General features: G+C 35.5%; 18 protein-coding genes. 6 read left to right on the plus strand and 12 right to left on the minus strand.

What is annotated here, in order from left to right; all coding sequences use genetic code 11:
* Positions 1-575: 575 nt before the first annotated feature.
* From AZF04_RS19600 to AZF04_RS19610, 3 genes are all read right to left on the minus strand, one after another.
* Positions 576-974, minus strand: a complete 399-nt coding sequence (locus tag AZF04_RS19600; RefSeq protein WP_061950243.1) for a hypothetical protein — start codon at positions 972-974, stop codon at positions 576-578.
* Entirely contained in the window at positions 975-1,181 is a 207-nt protein-coding gene (locus AZF04_RS19605; protein WP_061950244.1) for a helix-turn-helix transcriptional regulator, read from the minus strand. It lies immediately after the preceding gene.
* A gap of 130 nt (positions 1,182-1,311) precedes the next feature.
* The gene (locus AZF04_RS19610; RefSeq protein WP_061950245.1) at positions 1,312-1,788 is read right to left on the minus strand and encodes a DinB family protein; all 477 of its coding nucleotides are present in this window, start codon (positions 1,786-1,788) and stop codon (positions 1,312-1,314) included.
* A 109-nt stretch (positions 1,789-1,897) separates the two neighbouring features.
* Here AZF04_RS19610 and AZF04_RS19615 point away from each other — a divergent pair, with 109 nt between their 5' ends.
* On the plus strand, positions 1,898-2,596 hold the full coding sequence (locus AZF04_RS19615) for an ArsR/SmtB family transcription factor (RefSeq protein WP_061950288.1): 699 nt from the start codon (positions 1,898-1,900) through the stop codon (positions 2,594-2,596).
* A 27-nt stretch (positions 2,597-2,623) separates the two neighbouring features.
* Here AZF04_RS19615 and AZF04_RS19620 read toward each other — a convergent pair whose 3' ends face one another.
* From AZF04_RS19620 to AZF04_RS19650, 6 genes are all read right to left on the minus strand, one after another.
* Positions 2,624-3,130: a GNAT family N-acetyltransferase gene (locus AZF04_RS19620; protein WP_061950246.1), complete on the minus strand. Its 507-nt coding sequence runs from the start codon at positions 3,128-3,130 to the stop codon at positions 2,624-2,626.
* A gap of 24 nt (positions 3,131-3,154) precedes the next feature.
* Positions 3,155-4,129, minus strand: a complete 975-nt coding sequence (locus AZF04_RS19625; protein WP_061950247.1) for an HD domain-containing protein — start codon at positions 4,127-4,129, stop codon at positions 3,155-3,157.
* A 264-nt stretch (positions 4,130-4,393) separates the two neighbouring features.
* Entirely contained in the window at positions 4,394-6,091 is a 1,698-nt protein-coding gene (locus AZF04_RS19630) for a methyl-accepting chemotaxis protein (RefSeq protein WP_061950248.1), read from the minus strand.
* A 517-nt stretch (positions 6,092-6,608) separates the two neighbouring features.
* Positions 6,609-8,948: an alpha-L-arabinofuranosidase C-terminal domain-containing protein gene (locus AZF04_RS19640; protein ID WP_061950250.1), complete on the minus strand. Its 2,340-nt coding sequence runs from the start codon at positions 8,946-8,948 to the stop codon at positions 6,609-6,611.
* Positions 8,949-8,971: 23 nt separating this feature from the next.
* The gene (locus tag AZF04_RS19645) at positions 8,972-9,859 is read right to left on the minus strand and encodes a family 43 glycosylhydrolase (protein ID WP_061950251.1); all 888 of its coding nucleotides are present in this window, start codon (positions 9,857-9,859) and stop codon (positions 8,972-8,974) included.
* Between the two features lie 11 nt (positions 9,860-9,870).
* Positions 9,871-10,779: a glycoside hydrolase family 43 protein gene (locus AZF04_RS19650; protein WP_061950252.1), complete on the minus strand. Its 909-nt coding sequence runs from the start codon at positions 10,777-10,779 to the stop codon at positions 9,871-9,873.
* A gap of 512 nt (positions 10,780-11,291) precedes the next feature.
* Here AZF04_RS19650 and AZF04_RS19655 point away from each other — a divergent pair.
* Positions 11,292-12,230, plus strand: coding sequence for a phosphotransferase enzyme family protein (locus AZF04_RS19655; RefSeq protein WP_061950253.1), 939 nt, complete (start codon positions 11,292-11,294; stop codon positions 12,228-12,230).
* 248 nt (positions 12,231-12,478) lie between these two features.
* On the opposite strand, the gene AZF04_RS19660 is transcribed toward AZF04_RS19655, so the two are convergent.
* Positions 12,479-13,987: an extracellular solute-binding protein gene (locus AZF04_RS19660; protein ID WP_061950254.1), complete on the minus strand. Its 1,509-nt coding sequence runs from the start codon at positions 13,985-13,987 to the stop codon at positions 12,479-12,481.
* Positions 13,988-14,307: 320 nt separating this feature from the next.
* Positions 14,308-15,021: an IucA/IucC family C-terminal-domain containing protein gene (locus AZF04_RS19665; RefSeq protein ID WP_061950255.1), complete on the minus strand. Its 714-nt coding sequence runs from the start codon at positions 15,019-15,021 to the stop codon at positions 14,308-14,310.
* Positions 15,022-15,360: 339 nt separating this feature from the next.
* Here AZF04_RS19665 and AZF04_RS19670 point away from each other — a divergent pair, with 339 nt between their 5' ends.
* The 4 genes from AZF04_RS19670 to AZF04_RS20850 all read left to right on the plus strand — a co-directional run bounded on the left by AZF04_RS19670 (position 15,361) and on the right by AZF04_RS20850 (position 17,461).
* Positions 15,361-15,795: an Rrf2 family transcriptional regulator gene (locus AZF04_RS19670; RefSeq protein WP_061950256.1), complete on the plus strand. Its 435-nt coding sequence runs from the start codon at positions 15,361-15,363 to the stop codon at positions 15,793-15,795.
* Positions 15,796-16,314 carry a ribonuclease FAU-1 family protein gene (locus AZF04_RS19675; protein WP_061950257.1) on the plus strand — a complete coding sequence of 173 codons (519 nt, stop codon included), beginning with the start codon at positions 15,796-15,798 and terminating at the stop codon, positions 16,312-16,314.
* Positions 16,315-16,369: 55 nt separating this feature from the next.
* Entirely contained in the window at positions 16,370-16,549 is a 180-nt protein-coding gene (locus tag AZF04_RS19680) for a hypothetical protein (protein ID WP_061950258.1), read from the plus strand.
* Between the two features lie 96 nt (positions 16,550-16,645).
* The gene (locus AZF04_RS20850; RefSeq protein WP_061950259.1) at positions 16,646-17,461 is read left to right on the plus strand and encodes a helix-turn-helix transcriptional regulator; all 816 of its coding nucleotides are present in this window, start codon (positions 16,646-16,648) and stop codon (positions 17,459-17,461) included.
* On the opposite strand, the gene AZF04_RS19690 is transcribed toward AZF04_RS20850, so the two are convergent.
* Entirely contained in the window at positions 17,416-18,636 is a 1,221-nt protein-coding gene (locus tag AZF04_RS19690; RefSeq protein ID WP_061950260.1) for an MFS transporter, read from the minus strand. The two genes, AZF04_RS20850 and AZF04_RS19690, sit on opposite strands and share 46 nt — an antisense overlap.
* Positions 18,637-18,732: the final 96 nt, after the last annotated feature.

Consider the following 18,732-nt stretch of genomic DNA (forward strand, 5'->3'; position numbering starts at 1 on the left):
GGGTTGTCTTCAGCTAACTCTGACTACGCGAGCTTCGTCAGAGCGGATCTTCAGACTGCGCTGATCCTTCGGGAGTCACTACCTACCGTTACAATCAAAAAGTAAATTCACAAGCATTCAAGACATATTTATAATGAATGGTCGTTTTATTCACTTAACCCCACTTCACCATTTCACCATTCCCATCTTTTAATGAAAACCGAACGATTTGGTTTTTGATTTTCACTTTAGGTAGATGCTTTCCCAAGGGCTTGTCTTCAGCTAACTCTGAATACGCTGAGCTTCGTCAGATTGGATCGATCTTCAAACGGTGCTTATCCTTTGGGAGTCACTACCTTACGTTACAATCAACGTGTGAATTCACAAATATAGAGCAATATGAAATTCACTCAACTAATAAATGAAGTATGTTATCTTTTAACTCTCACAATTTCCCCTTAGCATGTACAAATTTTCACTCTTCCTTAGCCACATGGATAAAATATAAAAAATACTATCTCCTAAATTGGTAAATATTCTACCTAACCATAATATGATGAAATTTTTGTTTTTTAACACTCCATTCCACTCCAGATTTATCTATATTTTTTAGATACAAAAAATTCTGTAATAGGCATTGTAATAAGCGCTAAACCGATGACTACAACAAGAGGGATATTTTGAATATCATTAAGTGCTACAACCCTTTCAGATACTGCCAGTACGATTACCATTAATGATAGTAGTAAAAAGTAGCTAATTTTTGAGCTCAAGAAGGTAATATGCTTTTCTAATTCATCCTTCTTTCCTTCCTCTTTCCCTTCTAAATCTCCCCAGGTTAATGATTGGAAAAGAAATGCTATTCCTAAAAATAGAAAAAAGATGGTGGAAGCATTAATTAGATTTTTCGCTAGCCATTCATAAAGTCCATAGCCGCCAACGGCAAAAATAACGATTAAAGAACAAATGATACTTATTTTTTTAGCTATATTCATTTACCTCTCTCCTTCATAGTCAAAAATAAATAATTGGTTCATTGGAACATCTAGCACATATGAAAGGGTAAAGGCTAGTTGCAAACTAGGGTCATACTTATGATTTTCAATAGCGTTAATGGTTTGTCGTGTTACTTTACACTTCTTTGCTAAAGCCTCTTGAGAAAAACCTTTAAGCTTCCTCTGCTCTCGTATCATATTATTCATTTTCTTCCCCTTAATATGTAAAGAATGTTTTACATAACTATCTAAACATAAAACCACAATTATGTAAAGAATGTTTTACATAATCGTGGTTTAAAAACGGTCTGTTACATGTATATGTTTATTTTGTTCTTTAATCCCAAATATTTGGCCTAGGAATTTTCATTAATCTCATATAATCTAATATTTGTCCTGTATGAACAGATTCGTGATACCCAATTCTTAATAACATATCCTCTAATATACGAACATAGCCAGCTTCTTCACGGTGAATTTTTGTATACTTCAACTCATCCTCAGATAAATTTTCGATATAAGATAAAAAATCCTTTCTCCATGGAGAGATAAAGTTTAATTCATCCTCAACCGAAATAAATTTCTTAGTATCAAAGGGATTATGTATATTCTCTATATCCTTCGATCCACCTGCTAATAAAATTTTATGATATAGAAATTCACTCTCCACTACATGTCTAATCATCTCTGCACAAGACATGGCCTCTGAATCTGGCCTCCAATCTAAATCCCCTTGCGGAATCGAATGCCAAACCTTAATGCTTCTTCTTCTAATTTCTTTAAAATTCAATAGTATTAATTCATTTTGACTCATTCCGTACAACTCCTTAAATATATTAAAAAAATATGGTATCGTTAGTCTAGCACAAGAAAACTTCGACCATAATCGAAGTATGAAAAAACGATAGGAGAAGTGAATGAAGATGAGTCATTATCCTGATATCTCTTCAGCAGCTAAGCTGATAGCCGATCCTTCTCGAGCGGTAATCCTTCAATCACTAATGAGTGTGGATGGGCTTCCTGCAAGTGAATTGGCACATAAAGCAGGTATTTCAGTACAAACAGCAAGTAGTCATCTAAGTAAGTTAATAGAAGGAAACCTGTTAACGGTTGAACGCCATGGAAGACACAAATACTACCGATTAGCAAACTCTAGGGTGGCTGAGATTATCGAGAGCTTAAGCATCATAGCTCCGGAACCTAAAGTTCATTCCTTCAACAGCTATAACACTGTACACAAGCTAAAGAAAGCACGTAGTTGTTATGATCACCTTGCTGGCCTTTTAGGAGTGAGTATAACCGAAGCCTTCATTAATAATAGATATTTAGAAGACCATCCTAATGAAAAAGAATACAAAGTCACTGAAGCTGGAGTTCTATTTTTTAACGGTTGGGGAATCGATGTTGAGCATCTGCGTACCTTAAACAGGTATTTCGCTAAGAAATGTTTAGATTGGAGCGAAAGAAAGTATCACCTAGCAGGTTCTTTAGGAAATGAAGTAATGAAGTACATGATAAAAGCTCTGTGGATAGAAAAGAAATCCAATCGGGAAATCTCCATCACAGAGCTAGGTATTAAAAAACTAAAAACTGAACTTGGAGTTATAATATCTGAAGAGTAAACTCTTCAGGTTCAAAGCAATCTAGCCTTATGAGCTCTCTATATTAAGCACCATCAGCTCTTCATCATAATATTCTTGATTTATTTTTAAGGCTTTTTTATCAAATCCATATGTTTCAAACCCAAATGATTGATACAGTTTTTTTGCTGGCTCATTAACAGACACGACTGTTAAATGAAGTTGTTCGATTCCGTCTAATTGCTTTGAGGTCTGTATCGCTTCTTTTATTAAACACTTCGCCACCCCTTTTTGACGTTTCTCTTCCGAAACATACATCGCTAAAATATGTATCCGATGCTTCATTTTAATTAACTTCACCTTTTGAAGAGTCACGACCCCGCAAAGCTGGCCCGCGTCAAACGCACCAAGGGTTATCATGTTGGGCTGGGATAATTTTTCTTCGTATTCTTCTAAGGCAAGGTCTTGCTCCTCTTCATAGCTAGAAGCAAATGCTTCTGAATAGAGCTTTAAGCCCTCTAGCCTTAGGCTTCTATAGGAACTTGCGTCAATCCTTTCTAGCTGTCTAACCTTCATCGTAATCTCCTTTTGACTGTCATTTTAAAATAATATCTTCACGCGCATTCCTTGTGTGGCCTTTTGGAAAGCTTCCTGATTTAAAGTCCTAATATATTGAGATAGATTTGAGGATGGTACCAATTGATTATTGTTCAAAATAGAAGGATCAATTAAGCGAAGTTTTGTTTTTCGCTCAATATCGTAATCATCTCGGTCCTCTTTCACCTTAATATTTGTATTCAATTGGTTTAGTAGCATTACTAATTCAGGGTCCTTAGAGGCTTTTATTTTATTCAAGACCTGTTCATCATCTAATAGAAAATCATGATAATTAAGAATTTGTTTCTCTAGGGCACACCTTAATATTTTTGCTAGCTGGTCGTATCCGTAAATATTTAAAGGATCCATAAAGAACCCTATTACTTCTTTATAGTAGGTTTCTACAAACCATTCAGCTGTTTTAATGCTTTGTAAATAGATTTTTCCATTAATAACAGCCAAGTCATTTAAAAATTGATTGATCTCTTTTAAGGTAATAAATCCGTATGCAAACATATCGCGAAGGGTATAGTCAATTCGATCGGCACATAACTCGGGTGCAGGTTGTTCTAGTAAAGTCCATTTCGAATCATCATAAAGAATGTCTTTATCATTATAGCCATGCCTAGCTAAAATATGAGGTATCTCAGAATTTTCAATAACTGACTGAAAGATTTCCTCATGATAATCTTCTTTTGTATAATCCAAAACATAATCAATCACATGAGAAAAGGCAGTATGAGATACATCATGCAATAGGCCGGCTATTTGCTCTTCTAATGAGCCTCCTAGCCTTCTTATTAATAACATCACTCCAATGGAATGGTCATAACGAGTGACATTCCATTTTTCATTAACTAAATAGCTTGCTCCCCCTTGGTGGATAGACATCAGCCTTTTAATCGCTTTACTTTCAATTAATTCTCGTAGCACTTCTTCCACTTTATATTCACCATATAACGGGTCAAATACAATGATAACATCACCCTCTTTTTTATTCCCTCACGACTTCTATGTTATCATTTGAAAAAAATCTTCACTAGACATCGCTTTCGGGATCAAAATCTCCTAACTGTAAATTGAATAAGAAAGGTCACAGTCCGAGAAGAAAATTAAGAAAACCGCAAAAATATACTTAACCAGCGTCTTTGACAAACGGGCAAGGTATGTGGATTCATTTCCTCAGTCTTTCTAGTGTTTCCCCAATCGAAAAAGGGAAGACCTATACCTTTTAGTTGTTTTTTATAGTTTAAATTTACTCACAGAGTTTTGTAATTCTTCTGCGATATTTGATAAATAAGTTGTTGCACTCGCAACTTCCTCCATAGAAGCACCCTGCTCTTGCGCTGCTGCTGCAACTTGTTGTGAATGACTAGCTGCATCGGTAGCTAAATTTGATGCAATTTCTATCTTAGTTACCATATCGACTATATTTTCTTTCACATATACAAATGATTGTGATACCTCATCTATTTGAGTAGAAACTTCATTTACAGCACCAGTAATTTGAGAGAACTCTATTCCTGCACGGTCCACTAACCCCATGCCCCCATCTACTGCTAAATCTACGTCATCAAATGTTTGAATAGATAAATCAATTTGACTGTTAATACGTTCTGTAAGTTCTTTAATATGGATTGCCGACTCTTGAGATTTTTCAGCTAGTTTTCGTACTTCAGAGGCAACAACAGCAAATCCTTTGCCTTGTTCTCCAGCTCGCGCCGCCTCTATTGATGCATTTAAAGCTAACAAACTAGTTTGCTCTGCAACTTCAGTAACCAATAAAATCATCCTACTAATCTCTGTTGATTGATTACCCAATTGTTCAATAACCATTGAAACTTCACCTGTTCTAGCTTTAATTAGTTTCATTTGTGATAAACTATCTTTTACGATCTCTAGTCCATTCTCTGCTTTTTCATTCGTTGCTTTAGAATTTTGATCTACGTTATTTACAAGTTCTTGTATAGATTGTACTCTATGCTTTATATTCTCAGCAGAACTTGTAGCCTCATGAGTCTGTCTCATCTGAATCTCCGAGCCGGCCGCCACTTCTTGAATTACCTGTGTAATTTCTTCTGCAGCTTGGTTTGTTTGTTCTGCGCCTACTGATAATTGGTTAGAAGAAGAAGCTATTTGTTCTGATTTCATCACAACATCCTTTACGAGCGTACTGAGGTTAAGCCTCATTTGCTCATAATGCTTAGATAATTGACCAATTTCATCGTTAACAGAATCTTGAAGTGAAACAGTAAAAATACCTTGACCTGCATTTTCTAATGCATTGCCCACTTTATTTAATCGCCTTTTTAATCGAGCTGTAAAGCCAATAACAAAAAGTGTAGCGAGTACAATACCTGATATAACAATAATGAGCAAACTGATTAGTATTGACGAAGTTGTTTGTTCTACTAATTTTTGTGAAACTCCTGTATACCACATTCCTACAATTACTTCATCTTTGTTTTTAATTGGTTGGTAAGCAGTTTGAGTCATCACTCCTGCCACATTTGCCTCACCATAATAGGTGTCACCATCTTTAAGTACAGCTTGTACAACTTCATTTGATGCACGAGTTGAAACAGCCCTTTCCCCATCCACTTTGACATTTGTCGCAATTCTAGTATCATCTTGGAAAATAGTTACTGTTCCTCCGGTCATTTCTGCAATCTGATCAACTAATTCAAAGTTATTGTTCAGAACCGTTTCTCCTTTATAAAGCATTCCATCGGTAACTTGCCAATCTCCCGGAATTTCTTTATCGATTGCATAGAAAGATAACAAAAGATCTGATTGAGCCTTCTCTAAAGCCATTTCTTTAATACCATCCGTAACCAAATGATAAACTACTACACCCAATACACTTCCAAAAACAATTAACAGCGATAATACTAAGACATTTATTTTAAATGAAAGTCCCAAATTCTTTAACATTTTCATATTTCTCTTCTCCTCAAGTTCATTAGATGTTTTTTTCTAACAATATATCGGATAGAAATAAAAATAATTAACTATGAACGATAAAAGACAATCAGGAAGTGATGCTGGAAAACTCATGGTTGTTCCCTAGCAGAAAAAGGGAGACAACCGATTCCAATATTCCGGAGGGAAATGGGAAACCAACGATATGAAAAACCTTGAATATTTGCATAAATAAACAATTGGAGGGTGTGGAAGATTTACAAATGTGTGGTGGATTATTAATGGATTTAGAAGAACTTAAAATGATGTGTAATGGATGCAAGATTAAGAACGAACACAAGGCATGGGACTCCAGTGGAAGGAATTGGCCATGCCAGTATCTATTTTTAAAAAAGGTTAGTTCGGCAGCATCTCACCGGACGCGAAGTGTCTTGGGGAAGCGGACAGCCGGGCACATAAAATGGGTAGAATCATTCATTTATGTGTATTGTCCCTGCCCCCTAGACCTAGATCTTTTTCTAAAGTAGTTATGTTTTTATTGAAATCTAAACACGGTGATCGATTGTTTTGGAAATTCATATTCATAGAAAGAATTAGATGCTTCAAAATCCTTTTGTTTAGGTGAAATTTTATCTGGCGCTTCAAAGCTATTAACATCCGTTAACTCATAGCCGGAAAGCTCATATACGGTCCCCTTCAGCTTATCCTTTGCATAATCTTGTAAATCGATGGTCGTTAAAACGGCTTCATCTTTCACATTAACCACCTTAATTATCACTTCGTTAGTCAATGAATCGATGCTCGCAGAATAATATAAAGGCTTTATGTTTGGAAGTTTATCTACTGTTTCATTAATCACTTCATCATCAATATAGGTCGTTATTTTCCTACCTTTTATTTCTAGGTCGAGTGAGTATTCTTGGTCGTTTTTCACGGTAAATAATGATTGTGTTAAAACAGAACCTCTTCCATTAACCATGGAGGAAATGACCGAATCTTGATTTTGCCAGCCGCCTATCTCCCAAAACAATTTCTGATTATCCTTTTCTCCAAACATCACCTTAAATCCTCTGGTTCCCTCTAATTTCCTTGCTTTAAAAGATAAACGGTAATGTTTAGAATGGAGTTCACCTAGCAAAAGCTCTATTCCATTCTCAACTAAAGCATTGGGGCATTCCTTGACTTCGCCTGTTTCTAAATTAGTTAAAGTGATTTTATAATATTCCGCTTTACTTTGCTCACCGATTAACTTTATTTGCCCTCCTATTGTAGGAATGGAAGGAGGCTCGCTGGCACTTAATCCAGTCGACTCTGTTTTTAACGTATAATCGCCCTGATGATGCATGAATAGCTTTTGCACATAATAGTTGGCTGTGCCGAACACTTGATGGTTATTAAAATAAATAAGATTAGGTTCCCAATTAATATAGTCAACATTACATAGCATTGGCGCATAACAGGCTAAGCCTACTGCATGAGCATTTTTTTCTAACCCCGTCATAAAAGCTGCTTCAGCTATTGCATTATAATAAGTATTTCCCCACGATGCATATTCTCCTAAAAAGACCTTTGGTTCATCCCTTTTAAAGTCGTCATAGCGGTGATAATGAGCCAAAAACCACTCCGGGGATTGATAATAATGTTCATCAACTAGATCGGATTGATTTTTCTTTGCCGAATCCCAGCCTCTGTCATATTCTCCACCTGCCGCAAAAGGACCGCTTGAATTAATAAGCTTTATATCTGGGTGCTTTTCTTTTATGGCTCTGTGGAAGTATTCATAGCGTTCAAAAAATGGTTCACCTACTTCTTCATTACCAATCCCTAAATATTCAAGACCAAATGGCTCAGGGTGTCCTAACTCACTTCTTATTTTTCCCCATGTCGTAGAAACATTCCCATTGGCAAATTCAATTAAATCAAGGGCATCATCAATCCAAGGCTGCAAATTCTCTAATGGAACGATTCGATGGTGATGAGGATCATACCCCGCAGGTAGAACGGGTATAGGTTTTGCACCAATATCTTCACAGAATAAAAAATACTCATAATAGCCTAACCCAAGTGTTTGGTTATATTTCCAGTTATTTCGGCGAGAAGGTCTTTTTTCAGTATCACCGATCGTATTTTTCCAACGATACATGGAATCTCGAGCACGTTCATCAAGGCTTCCATCGTGTACAAGGCATCCACCAGGAAAACGCATGAATTTTGGCTTTAGGTCGGCTAGTATTTGGGCAATATCACTTCTTAACCCATTTTCTCTATCCATGAAGGTCTTCGCAGGGAATAAAGATACCATGTCCATATAAATTGTTCCTGTTTGATTAGTCGTTAAAATAAGTCGTGCACTTTGGTCATCGCTCTTGCATTGAAGGGTAAGAGAATACTTTTTCCACTCTGAAGAATGTAAAGACAATTCTTCTGAAGCATGAAGAACCCCCTCTTTACTTTCTAAAGAAATAGTCAGCGTTTTCTTTTCTGCCTGGTCAACTCTAGCAAAAAAAGAAAAGTGATAGAATTCATCTTTTTTTAGTGGAATACCTGAATTAAATCCTGTATTTAGTATTCCTGCACCATCTCCAACTTTTTTCGTCTTTAAGGTGAGATAGTTTGGGTTATTTTCATGCAGAGGGAAGCTATCTTCCACACTTATAGTAACCTCAGCTTCTCCTCTTTCAACCTTCTCCCAGGCAGTTAATGCATGATAATCGCTTCTGTCAATGGGGTCAAATTCGAAGGAACGATTTTGTACTAATTCAGCATAAAGCCCGCCGTCAGCGGCATGATTCAAATCCTCAAAGAAAAGACCGTATAAATCACCCAATGGTTCCTTTTTATCCTTTGAAAATACCTTTATTGATTTTTCAGTCAAGCCACTCACCTACCTATGTTCTCTTAGTTTATTTGTTGGTCGACATTTACTTCAGGCTTTCCATTAATACATTCAATCTTACTTATACAAGTTTCACGTAGCTTTGATGTATCTGGGTCGATTAAACGGTGGTAAACTAAATACCAATCTCCGTTATACTCAGTCATTGATGCATGCCCCGTGCCAAAATATTTCTCTGAAGGCCTTGTTACTCTATTATCTTCAGGCATAGTATAAGGGCCAAAAATCGAGTCGCTTATGGCATAACAAATTTGGTAGCGAGGATCACGAGTATCATAATTACTCCAGGTTAATAAGTATTTTCCATCAATTTTTTGCAAATGAGGCCCTTCGTTATATATACCAATATTAAATTGGCTTGGATCACTTTCTCTTTGCTCATAAAGCTGTTTCGATAATAAAACCGGCTCACCTTTAAATGTAATCATGTCCTCTTCAAGTGCGACGATCCAGCACTTTCCTTGACCCCATAATAAATAGGGCTGATGATCGCTATCAATAAAAAGATCGGCATCAATACTTTGACAATCATATTGCTGTTCCTTTATTAATGGTTCACCTAGGATGTCTTTAAATGGACCTAAAGGAGAATCAGCTACCGCAACTCCAATTTGAGCCTCCGCTGTAAAATACATATAATATTTTCCATTAAATTTATTCACTCCTGGTGCCCAAGCTCTTGTGCTAGCCCAGCTGACATCCTTTAAATCTAATGCTAAGTAAGGCCCTTCCCAATTGATTAAGTCTTTACTATGAAATACATGAAACTTTTCATAAATCCAGCCATCACTATCCTTTGTTGGATATAAGTAATAATCCTCTCCATCCTTTAAAATAAAGGGATCGGCCCACTCGCCTTGAATAATTGGCTGTTCTACATTTTTTGTCATACTTTCCACTCCTAATTACTGAATTGAATTTTTAGCTGCTTATATTCTTGCTCTGTAATGGGCAAAACACTTCCATGCCGAGGCTTGAACGGAAAGGATAAAGGTGATAGCATTTTCCATTTCCCTGAGTTTAGGTCAGTTGTTTCTAATGGAAGATATCCTCTTAATCCGTATTCGTCTATAAATAAATACCACTTTTCTTCTATATTCGATTTAAAAACGATTGGCCCTTCTCCACGCTCCATAAACTCTTGTTCTATATTTTCATTAAGAAGAGTAAAACTGCTATCAAAGAACGCAGAGCCTTTCTCCTGAATGACATTTTTCCCTTTACTAAAACGGAAAATTTCCTCATTATGCTCAATCACCGTTGTGTCTATAATCGAATAATCGTAATCTATTAAAACTTCAGGATTTGAAAAATGAACAAAATCTCTTGTTCTAACAGATAAAATTTGATGATAGTCTGTTTCTTCTTTCGTTAACATAGAAGCCCAAAATATAATATATTCATCTATATTTTTATCGTAAAAAACCTCCGGTGCCCAGGTACATCCCGCATCTGGTGGAGCAATTTCAACCATTCGCTGCTGAGACCAATTGACCAAATCACTAGACTCCCAGATCATGATACTACGGCTACCTTGTTTCACTGCTCTTTCCCAATCTCCATTTCCATGAATCTTAAGGTCTGTAGCGATCAGATAAAATCGCTCACCATCAACAGAACGAATAATAAAAGGATCCCTTACGCCTTTCTCACCCAAATGTGAAGTGAGTATAGGCTTTCCGCCATTTAATTCTTCCCACTCTAGAGGATTGTTTCCTTTACTTAAAGCAAAATAAATTTGTTCCCCGTTTGGATAAGGCTCACCTTTAAAATAAGCAAACAAATAACCTGCTAAATGTTTCTCTGTCATATTAAAAAACCTCTCCGATTTCTAGACTGCCTCACGCTCAGCGCTTTTTTTTAAAAAAGATAAATTCACTCTAATTCTCAGCATAGCGAAAAATAACGATGAAAAACATAAGTTTTTTTCCTATGTCCTTGACATTTCTTCCAGTCTTTTTTTCCATACGCAATAACAAAGTAAAATATGGCCCAAAATAAATATGGAATTTTATGTTATTATTATAATACATTTGAGTGAATTTCATCATTGCTCTATAAACGAATAAAACCGAACGTTTCTTATAAAATATGTTTTAAACTTGTAAATTAACTTCATGATTGAAACGGCAGGTATCAGCGAAGTCTGAAGATCCACTCTGACGAAGCTCTGCGTAGTCGGAGTTAGCTGAAGACAAGCCCTTGGGAAAGCATCTACCTATAGTGAAAATCAAAAACCTAATCGTTCCGATTTCATTAAAAAATATGAATGATGAAATTGATTCATTTACCTATCTTTTTTTTAAAAGGAGAATCACAATTATGAAGCAAGGCGTTCTAGAGAAGCTTAATAAAATATATCCAATAAAATTTATCAAAGTTGATGCTGTTACAAATGAAATGTATCGATGCGAGACAAAACAAGGAATTTACTTCGCTAGAATGACTAACTATAAAACGTACGATGAGCAACTAGACGAGGTCACTTATACGAACTTTCTGTATAATGAAGGGCTAGGTGTAACCCCCATCATACCTTCTAGTAGAGGCAAGTTAGTTGAAAAGATTACTCTGGGCGAGGACTTACTGACCGTTCTTTTTAAAAAAGCTCCAGGTGAACATTTACCAAGAAGCCAATGGAATGCAACTGTATTGAAAGAGGTAGGTCGTCAAATTGGGATACTACATCGTTTATCTATAAAATATGAAAGCATGAAAACTGTGACATCTATCAATGATTGGTATAAGAATGAGGAATATGCTTTTCTTAAATATATCCCTAAAGAAGAAAGCACGATTAGAGATGTCGCTCATGAGATTTTGTCTACTATAAAAAGCCTCCCACAAAACGATTCAACCTATGGCCTTTTACACGGAGATCTATGCTTAGAGAATATATTAATGGACCATAACTCGAAAATAACGATGATCGATTTTCAAGATTGTGAGAAGAATTATTATCTATTTGATTTAGCCGTTCCTATTTATAGCGCGATCGAGTATTCATTTGTAGGAAATGGGAATATTGTAGACTATCAACATTCCATTACTAAAGCGATTATAGAAGGGTATCGGGAGGAACATGAACTATCTGCAGAGATGCTAGAAAAACTTCCTCTCTTTATAAAGTTAAAGGAAATATTTGAATATAGTCTCATGCATATGTATGGGGATAAAGACAAGATAACCGAAGAGCAAATACGAATTATGAACCATTTTAGAATAAGAATTGAACATAATCATTCACTTTTGTCGATTTAATAAGCTTTCATCACTTACTCATGTTAAATAAAAAGAAATACTAGAACATTGCCTTTTAACTTAAAGAAGGATGCGTCGTTAAGCGTTTCCTCATTTAAACATTAAGTCACCTGAACGACCTTTTCATTTGAGTAAAGCTTCATGCTAACTATTCCAAATAACACTTACCAAATAAAAGACATGCAACTTTAGGATTTAATCTAAAAAGCTGCATGTCTAAAATTTAAATGATTGAGCTATCTATTTAGTTATTGTTGATAGGCTTCATTATATTCAGCAATTACCTTGTCGCCGCCCTCATTTTTCCATCTTTCTACTTCTGCATCAAAGCCAGATTCATCAATTTGACCAATTATAAAATTATATGTGGCATCTTCTATAATCCCGTCTAATCTTCCACCATCCCTTAAATACGTGTCAGAAGTTAGCGTAAACGTCGGATCCTCAATCAAATACTGATCATTGTCGATGTAAAGCTCTTCAGCCTTAGCTCTAGGCTCGTAGCTATAAAATCCTTCATAGCGGTCATTCGTTGCAGCCTCACCTATTTCAAAGGATGAATATGGTTTAACTTCTATGTCATGCAGATTCTCATACTCTTCTGTTACAGAAGCTTTACCATCAATCACTTCATAGTGCTCTCCTTCTTCTCCCCAAATAATTAAATTTGCTCCTTCAGGTGTCATTAAATAATCAAAAAATGATAAAACCTTTTTTAATTCGTCTTCTGTTTCAATAGCTGATTTTGGAAATAATACAAGACTACCAAATCCAGGATTTGAGAAGACGCCGTATTCTCCATTTGGCCCCTCTATATAATTATGAACATCGAATTCTACATCAGGATTTAAATTTTTAGCATCATTGTACATACTCTGAACGTCACCCATTGTACCAACATAAACCCCACCCGTTCCATTGACCATCATGCCCACCTGGTCATTTTTACTAGTCACTGGAAAGTCTTGATTAACATATCCGTTACTATGAATCTTTCTCAAATACTCTAGTGTTTCTTTATATTCTGGAAACATAAACTCTGGTAGCAATTCCCCATCTTTTTCTCCCCACTTATTTGGAGTACCAAACCAAGACGATACGGTCTTAAATGAACCACCAGTTAATGTAGTTCGATCCACTAATCCCAACGTATCATTACTACCCGTTCCATTAGGGTCTTCTTCTGTAAACGCTCTAATCATTTCATATAATTCATCTGTATTGGTAGGAGCTGATAGGCCTAAATTATCAGCCCAATCTTTACGATAAATGATTCCTGCCCTTGACCTAGGTCTTCCCATGTATATGGAATAAAGTTTATCATCAACTAATTGATTAGCTAAAATATCTTCGTTAAGTTTACTCAAGTTTTCAAACTCATCTAAATAAGGTCCAATTTCCCAAAACTGATCATCTTGGATAGCATCTTTAAATTGGACAAATGTTCCTTGCCCTATAGGTAAAACATGTGGAAGTGTGTCAGTTGCAAAAGCCGTATTGACTCGCTCATCATAAGTGGAGGCTGGTATCCAAGAAATCGTTAAATCAACACCTGTTGCCTTCTCCATTTCTTTTTCGATTCTGTCATTTGGAACCTCAGCTGTGTGCAACGGAACCATAACAGTTATCTCGTATCGCTCATCACCTTCGCCAGTATTATTTTCCGAGCTTACATCCCCTGAGCTGTTACAAGCACTTAAAACAAGAAACATCAAAAATAAAAAAGATAATTGTACAACCAACTTTTTATCCTTCATCTTTTCTCCCCCTTAAATACTTTAATGTAAAAATACTTATAAGCCTTTCAAATACATTTTGTAAACGCATACATTTTTTTGTGTGCTTTTGATGCTTGGTTAGAATAGTATCATTTATAAAACCGTTTAATAATTGTCTATTATGCTCTTTTTATACCTTATGTTGATTAAAGGAGCACATATCTTTTAAAAAGGAATCATTTTGAATACAAAAAAGAACTATCCCTCAAGCTTCTAGGAGAAGGACAATTCTTTCCTTTCAAATATGGATTGTTTTTAAGCAATTAAACGTTGTTAATATGAGTATCGATTATGTAAAACTATTTCTTTAGCGGACAAATTAAACAATAATCCATCTCTTTTTCGCCTTCTATTTGATAATAGAGGCAGCAGGTTTTTCTTACACATTGAGAGCCGTTTATCACTTCACTTTCTCCCTTTAGATATGGAGATAAAGGATTATCAGAAAGTCCAAACAATGTACCACTAGCATTCTTTAAATAGGAAAAATCCTCTAGATATTTTTCTTTTTCCTGCTCGGTCTTAGCAGCATCTATTAGCTTTTCATAAATAGAATTAATTCGAATAGCTGCGTTTTCCCATAATATCTTTGCGGGAACTCTTTTCTTAGAAACAGCTTGAATGAGTGGGGTCAAATGCTCTGAAAGAAACTGCTGAAGAACTTGGTTACGCCAAATTTCTCTTTGCTCCTGTGAACGCTCAATCCAAATGCAGCCCTCTGATAAACAAACCTTCTTAGAATCATTAAATACACAATTAGAGAGCGGTGCAATCAAAGCTCTATTAGAAGATCCCGTGCACATGAGTAATGGTCCCATCATTACTCGCGAGTAATACTTAATGAACATAGAAGCGGCTACTCTTTGATTGGGAGCTTTAATTTTTTCCATATAATCATTTAAAAAAACATCGCATTCTTCAGGCTCTAATAAGGAGGCCATATTCGTTCCAATCGTCTCTGGTTGAAGTGGCTCTATTCCATAAGGTGACAAATCCTCTATTGTAATAGTCATGTATTTACTCCTTTTCTTCTAAACCGGCTATTCTTAATAAAATGCTTTAATATATTTCTTTTCAAAAATTGTGATAATGATAATTATTATCATAACATTAAATCGTTCTATCTTTAAAGCCCTTTCTACTATTCGTGCTTTTTTTCAGCTATTTTTCTGAGTAGTTGTTTAGAGAAAGCGGAATAAACTACGTTCAGCTTTGTTAATGTATCACTTATTTACTTCCCTCCTTGCATCTTAATTTCAGGTTATATTTCCAGTGGTTGTTTGTTATAATATACTTGTAACCATAATAATTACACGGTTGTTATTCAGTCATATTTGAAAGGCGGTTAGAAAATGTCCATTAGTAGCCGATTCTCTGTCGGAATTCATATTCTTTCACTTCTAGAACTTAATAAAGATGAAGTCACATCCTCAGCATTTTTAGCTGCAAGTGTGAACACCAACCCTGCCGTTATTAGGAAACTGATTGGGATGCTGAAAAAAGCGGATTTAATAGAAGTACACCCTGGAATTGCAGGAGCGAAGTTAAAAAGAAATTTGGCTGATATTAGTTTGTTTGATGTTTATAAAGCTGTAAATGTTGTACAAGAGAAAGAACTATTTAGTATTCATGAAAACCCAAACCCTAATTGCTCCGTAGGTAGAAACATTCAAGGAACAGTTGAACAAATTTTTACTGCAGCACAATTTGCGATGGAGAAGGTTTTAAAAAACGTTACATTAGAGGACGTTGTAAAGGAAATATCCGCTAAAGAGGCATCCAACTAAATGAAGAATGAGGTCATGTTAGAAAGAAGTATTAAATATAATGGAAAAACAGTCACTTTAGCCTGCCGACCATTGTTTGTCGCTTATCATCAGAGTGCAATTTTATTCCATGCTATTACTATACCTTTTGAAATGAAGAAAGAGGATTTTCTCTTAAAAATTCCCAAAGGTAGCTATACGATTGCATTTTATTGGAAATCAAAGCCCTACAATATATATCTTTTCAAAGATTATAATCACCAGCTTTTAGGCTTTTATATTAATATAGTAAAAAACACTTCTATCGATCATCAAAGTGTCACTTTCCAAGATTTAATTATGGATATCGCGGTCATGCCTAACGGAGAATATACCATTTTGGATGAAGAAGAGCTTCCTTGTTCTTTAGATGAATATGAGAATGGTACAGTGAAGCAGGCCTTGCTTGAGCTTCAAAGCTCATTACCTTCTTTAATCAATAAAATCAAATTCGAAGCTAGTACGTTCAAAGACTCTATTGAAAAGCTTCATGATCCATAATGGGGTAGTCGTTTTTTTGTGTTAAACGAATTCACATAATAGGAGATGGTTCCGAATGAGAATGAGATCTTTCTTAATGAAGCTATCCTTTCTTTTAGCAGGATTATCTCTAGTATTTCTTTCTATTGTTCTAGGATATGGTTTAGTCGGCTTTATTTCAGCCTTTATATTTGTCATTTTAGCTGCGTTATTTAGCAAACCTCCGAAAGGCGAACCTAATAATGGTAATAATTAGAAAATATTCCCTTTATGCTGAATAAATTTGTTGCCACGAAGCTAGCACTGTTCTTTTTACCAATGTTATACTATTTCATAAAAAAGGACTTTTCTGATGAGCAATCTATTATACTCTACTAACCAAGGGTTAATTTTATACAAAACGATATTTGAGCAAGAGAGTGTCAAACGCTCTGATGATTGCTATAAGCTGATTTTCTCTATAGGTGGTTCAACGAAATATCAATTACCAAACCAAGACATAGAGCTACAACAAAACCAATTGTTATTATTAAATCCTAACTACAATCATAAGCAATTATATGTAGAGGGGCCAAAATTTGTTATTGAATTAAACCCTCAATACTTGCAGCCATACACTCAGCAAAATGACCTGGACCTGCATTTTGCTCAAACACCTATGCAAATCACACCTGTAACAAATTGGGTAGCCTTCATTACCGATTATATTAAAATGGTAGAAGGTGAAGATGATCCTTCATTAGCGTTTTTTTTAGATAATAGCTTTACTCAGCTTACCGTACTTCTTATGAAGATGAGTATTCATTCTCATAACCATGACATTTTTACTGACCATCACCAGACTCATTATCCTCAGCTGTACAAAGTGATACAAGCTTTAAAAGAAAGCTATTCTTCCAATTGGAATTTAGATGATATGGCAAACCTAGCAGAGATGGATAAATATCATTTCTCACATTTATTTAAAGAGATGATCGGTATTTCACCTTATTCATGGCTACAGCTTTTCCGCATACAACGCAGTCTTGAAATGCTCAAATATAGTAACCAAACGATACTAATGATCGCTTTAGCATGTGGCTTTTCATCTATTTCTATTTATAATCGCTTCTTTAAAAAGGTTTACGGAATGACACCTACCTTTTTCCGAAATTCATTGAATAAATAAAGCATACAGAAAATGACCATAGCACTGCCACAAACTACAAATAACGTTTCAATAGTCAAATAGCTAGATAGAAAACCAAATAAAGCTAGTGATAGTATATTTGAAAAATAAAGAATGACCGCATTTACACTAAAACCTCTTCCTAGCATGGCTTCTGGAACATATTTTTGTAATAAGAAAATTCGTGCTAAACCAGAAACGGGCAGTCCCATAGCAGCTACAACAATCCCAACTAGTACAAAAGGAACCTCCGGTAATACTCCTATTACTAATATCCCTAACCCCCAAATCATGGAACCTATTATATAAATTCGTATGGTCATTTGTTTTGCGATAAAAGGGATGAGAATATTCACTAAAATCACAACAAACCCAAACACTCCTAACGAAAAACTATACCATTCCTCACCATTACTAGTGTTTTGGTTGAGTAAAAGAAGTAACCCTACCTGCCATACCCAGGTATGGAAAAATACGATAATGGCTGTGATACATAACAGTGGGCGAATAACTCCGTGCGAATAGCTCCATTTTAAAAATTCAAAAATAGCGATAAAGATACCCTTCAAGCTTCTTTTTTGCTTTTGTTTCGTTTCTTCTTTTAAAGATAATCGTGTTAACAGTAAAGCACTGAACAAAAAGGTTAATGCATCCATTGAAAAAAAGTGGATGACTCCAATTGTCTGAATGAATACTACACTGAAAATCGGACCTAACACGGTAATACCTCTTGTCACCGTATCGAGCAAGCTATTCATTATGACTCGTTCCTGTTCATTCGTAATGAAAGGGATGAGAGCTCTATGAGCTGGATTATAAAAACAGCCTATTAGCTGAATACAAGCACTTATAATGATTAGGTGAGAATAAACTAAAAGCTCAAACTGATATAAACATACGAGTATCAATAGTAATGGAAAGCGTAATAAATCAAAAATAATCATCCAGCGCAATTTTGGAATCCAATCCGCTATCACACCTCCTACTAATCCAAATAATAAGTATGGCAACACTTGAGAAATAGCGACTCCCGTCGTGTACAAATTCGATCCTGTTAACTCGTATGCCATAAATAATAAAGCCATTCCGGTCATAACATTTCCTAAGCTTGAAATGCTTGTAGCTAATAAATAGTATCTAGCATTTCTATTATTTTTTACTAAGTGAACATACATAACAAGTAACCTCCTTCTCTAAGGTTACTTAATAGATCCTTTTTTATCTGCATCAATATTGTGTCGTAGCCGAGCAAGATTGAGCTAGAAGCAATA

Origin of the sequence: Alkalihalobacillus trypoxylicola, assembly GCF_001590785.1 — a bacterium.
Lineage (GTDB): Bacteria > Bacillota > Bacilli > Bacillales > Bacillaceae_D > Alkalihalobacillus > Alkalihalobacillus trypoxylicola.

Coding starts and splice junctions, on each gene's coding strand:
- AZF04_RS19665 (WP_061950255.1), bottom strand. CDS start 15,021: ATGACTATTACAATAGAGGATTTGTCACCTTATGGAATAGAGCCACTT.
- AZF04_RS19610 (WP_061950245.1), bottom strand. CDS start 1,788: ATGAGTCAAAATGAATTAATACTATTGAATTTTAAAGAAATTAGAAGA.
- AZF04_RS19605 (WP_061950244.1), bottom strand. CDS start 1,181: ATGAATAATATGATACGAGAGCAGAGGAAGCTTAAAGGTTTTTCTCAA.
- AZF04_RS19690 (WP_061950260.1), bottom strand. CDS start 18,636: ATGTATGTTCACTTAGTAAAAAATAATAGAAATGCTAGATACTATTTA.
- AZF04_RS19655 (WP_061950253.1), top strand. CDS start 11,292: ATGAAGCAAGGCGTTCTAGAGAAGCTTAATAAAATATATCCAATAAAA.
- AZF04_RS19645 (WP_061950251.1), bottom strand. CDS start 9,859: ATGACAAAAAATGTAGAACAGCCAATTATTCAAGGCGAGTGGGCCGAT.
- AZF04_RS20850 (WP_061950259.1), top strand. CDS start 16,646: ATGAGCAATCTATTATACTCTACTAACCAAGGGTTAATTTTATACAAA.
- AZF04_RS19670 (WP_061950256.1), top strand. CDS start 15,361: ATGTCCATTAGTAGCCGATTCTCTGTCGGAATTCATATTCTTTCACTT.
- AZF04_RS19620 (WP_061950246.1), bottom strand. CDS start 3,130: ATGAAGGTTAGACAGCTAGAAAGGATTGACGCAAGTTCCTATAGAAGC.
- AZF04_RS19615 (WP_061950288.1), top strand. CDS start 1,898: ATGAGTCATTATCCTGATATCTCTTCAGCAGCTAAGCTGATAGCCGAT.
- AZF04_RS19650 (WP_061950252.1), bottom strand. CDS start 10,779: ATGACAGAGAAACATTTAGCAGGTTATTTGTTTGCTTATTTTAAAGGT.
- AZF04_RS19675 (WP_061950257.1), top strand. CDS start 15,796: ATGAAGAATGAGGTCATGTTAGAAAGAAGTATTAAATATAATGGAAAA.
- AZF04_RS19660 (WP_061950254.1), bottom strand. CDS start 13,987: ATGAAGGATAAAAAGTTGGTTGTACAATTATCTTTTTTATTTTTGATG.
- AZF04_RS19680 (WP_061950258.1), top strand. CDS start 16,370: ATGAGAATGAGATCTTTCTTAATGAAGCTATCCTTTCTTTTAGCAGGA.
- AZF04_RS19630 (WP_061950248.1), bottom strand. CDS start 6,091: ATGAAAATGTTAAAGAATTTGGGACTTTCATTTAAAATAAATGTCTTA.
- AZF04_RS19600 (WP_061950243.1), bottom strand. CDS start 974: ATGAATATAGCTAAAAAAATAAGTATCATTTGTTCTTTAATCGTTATT.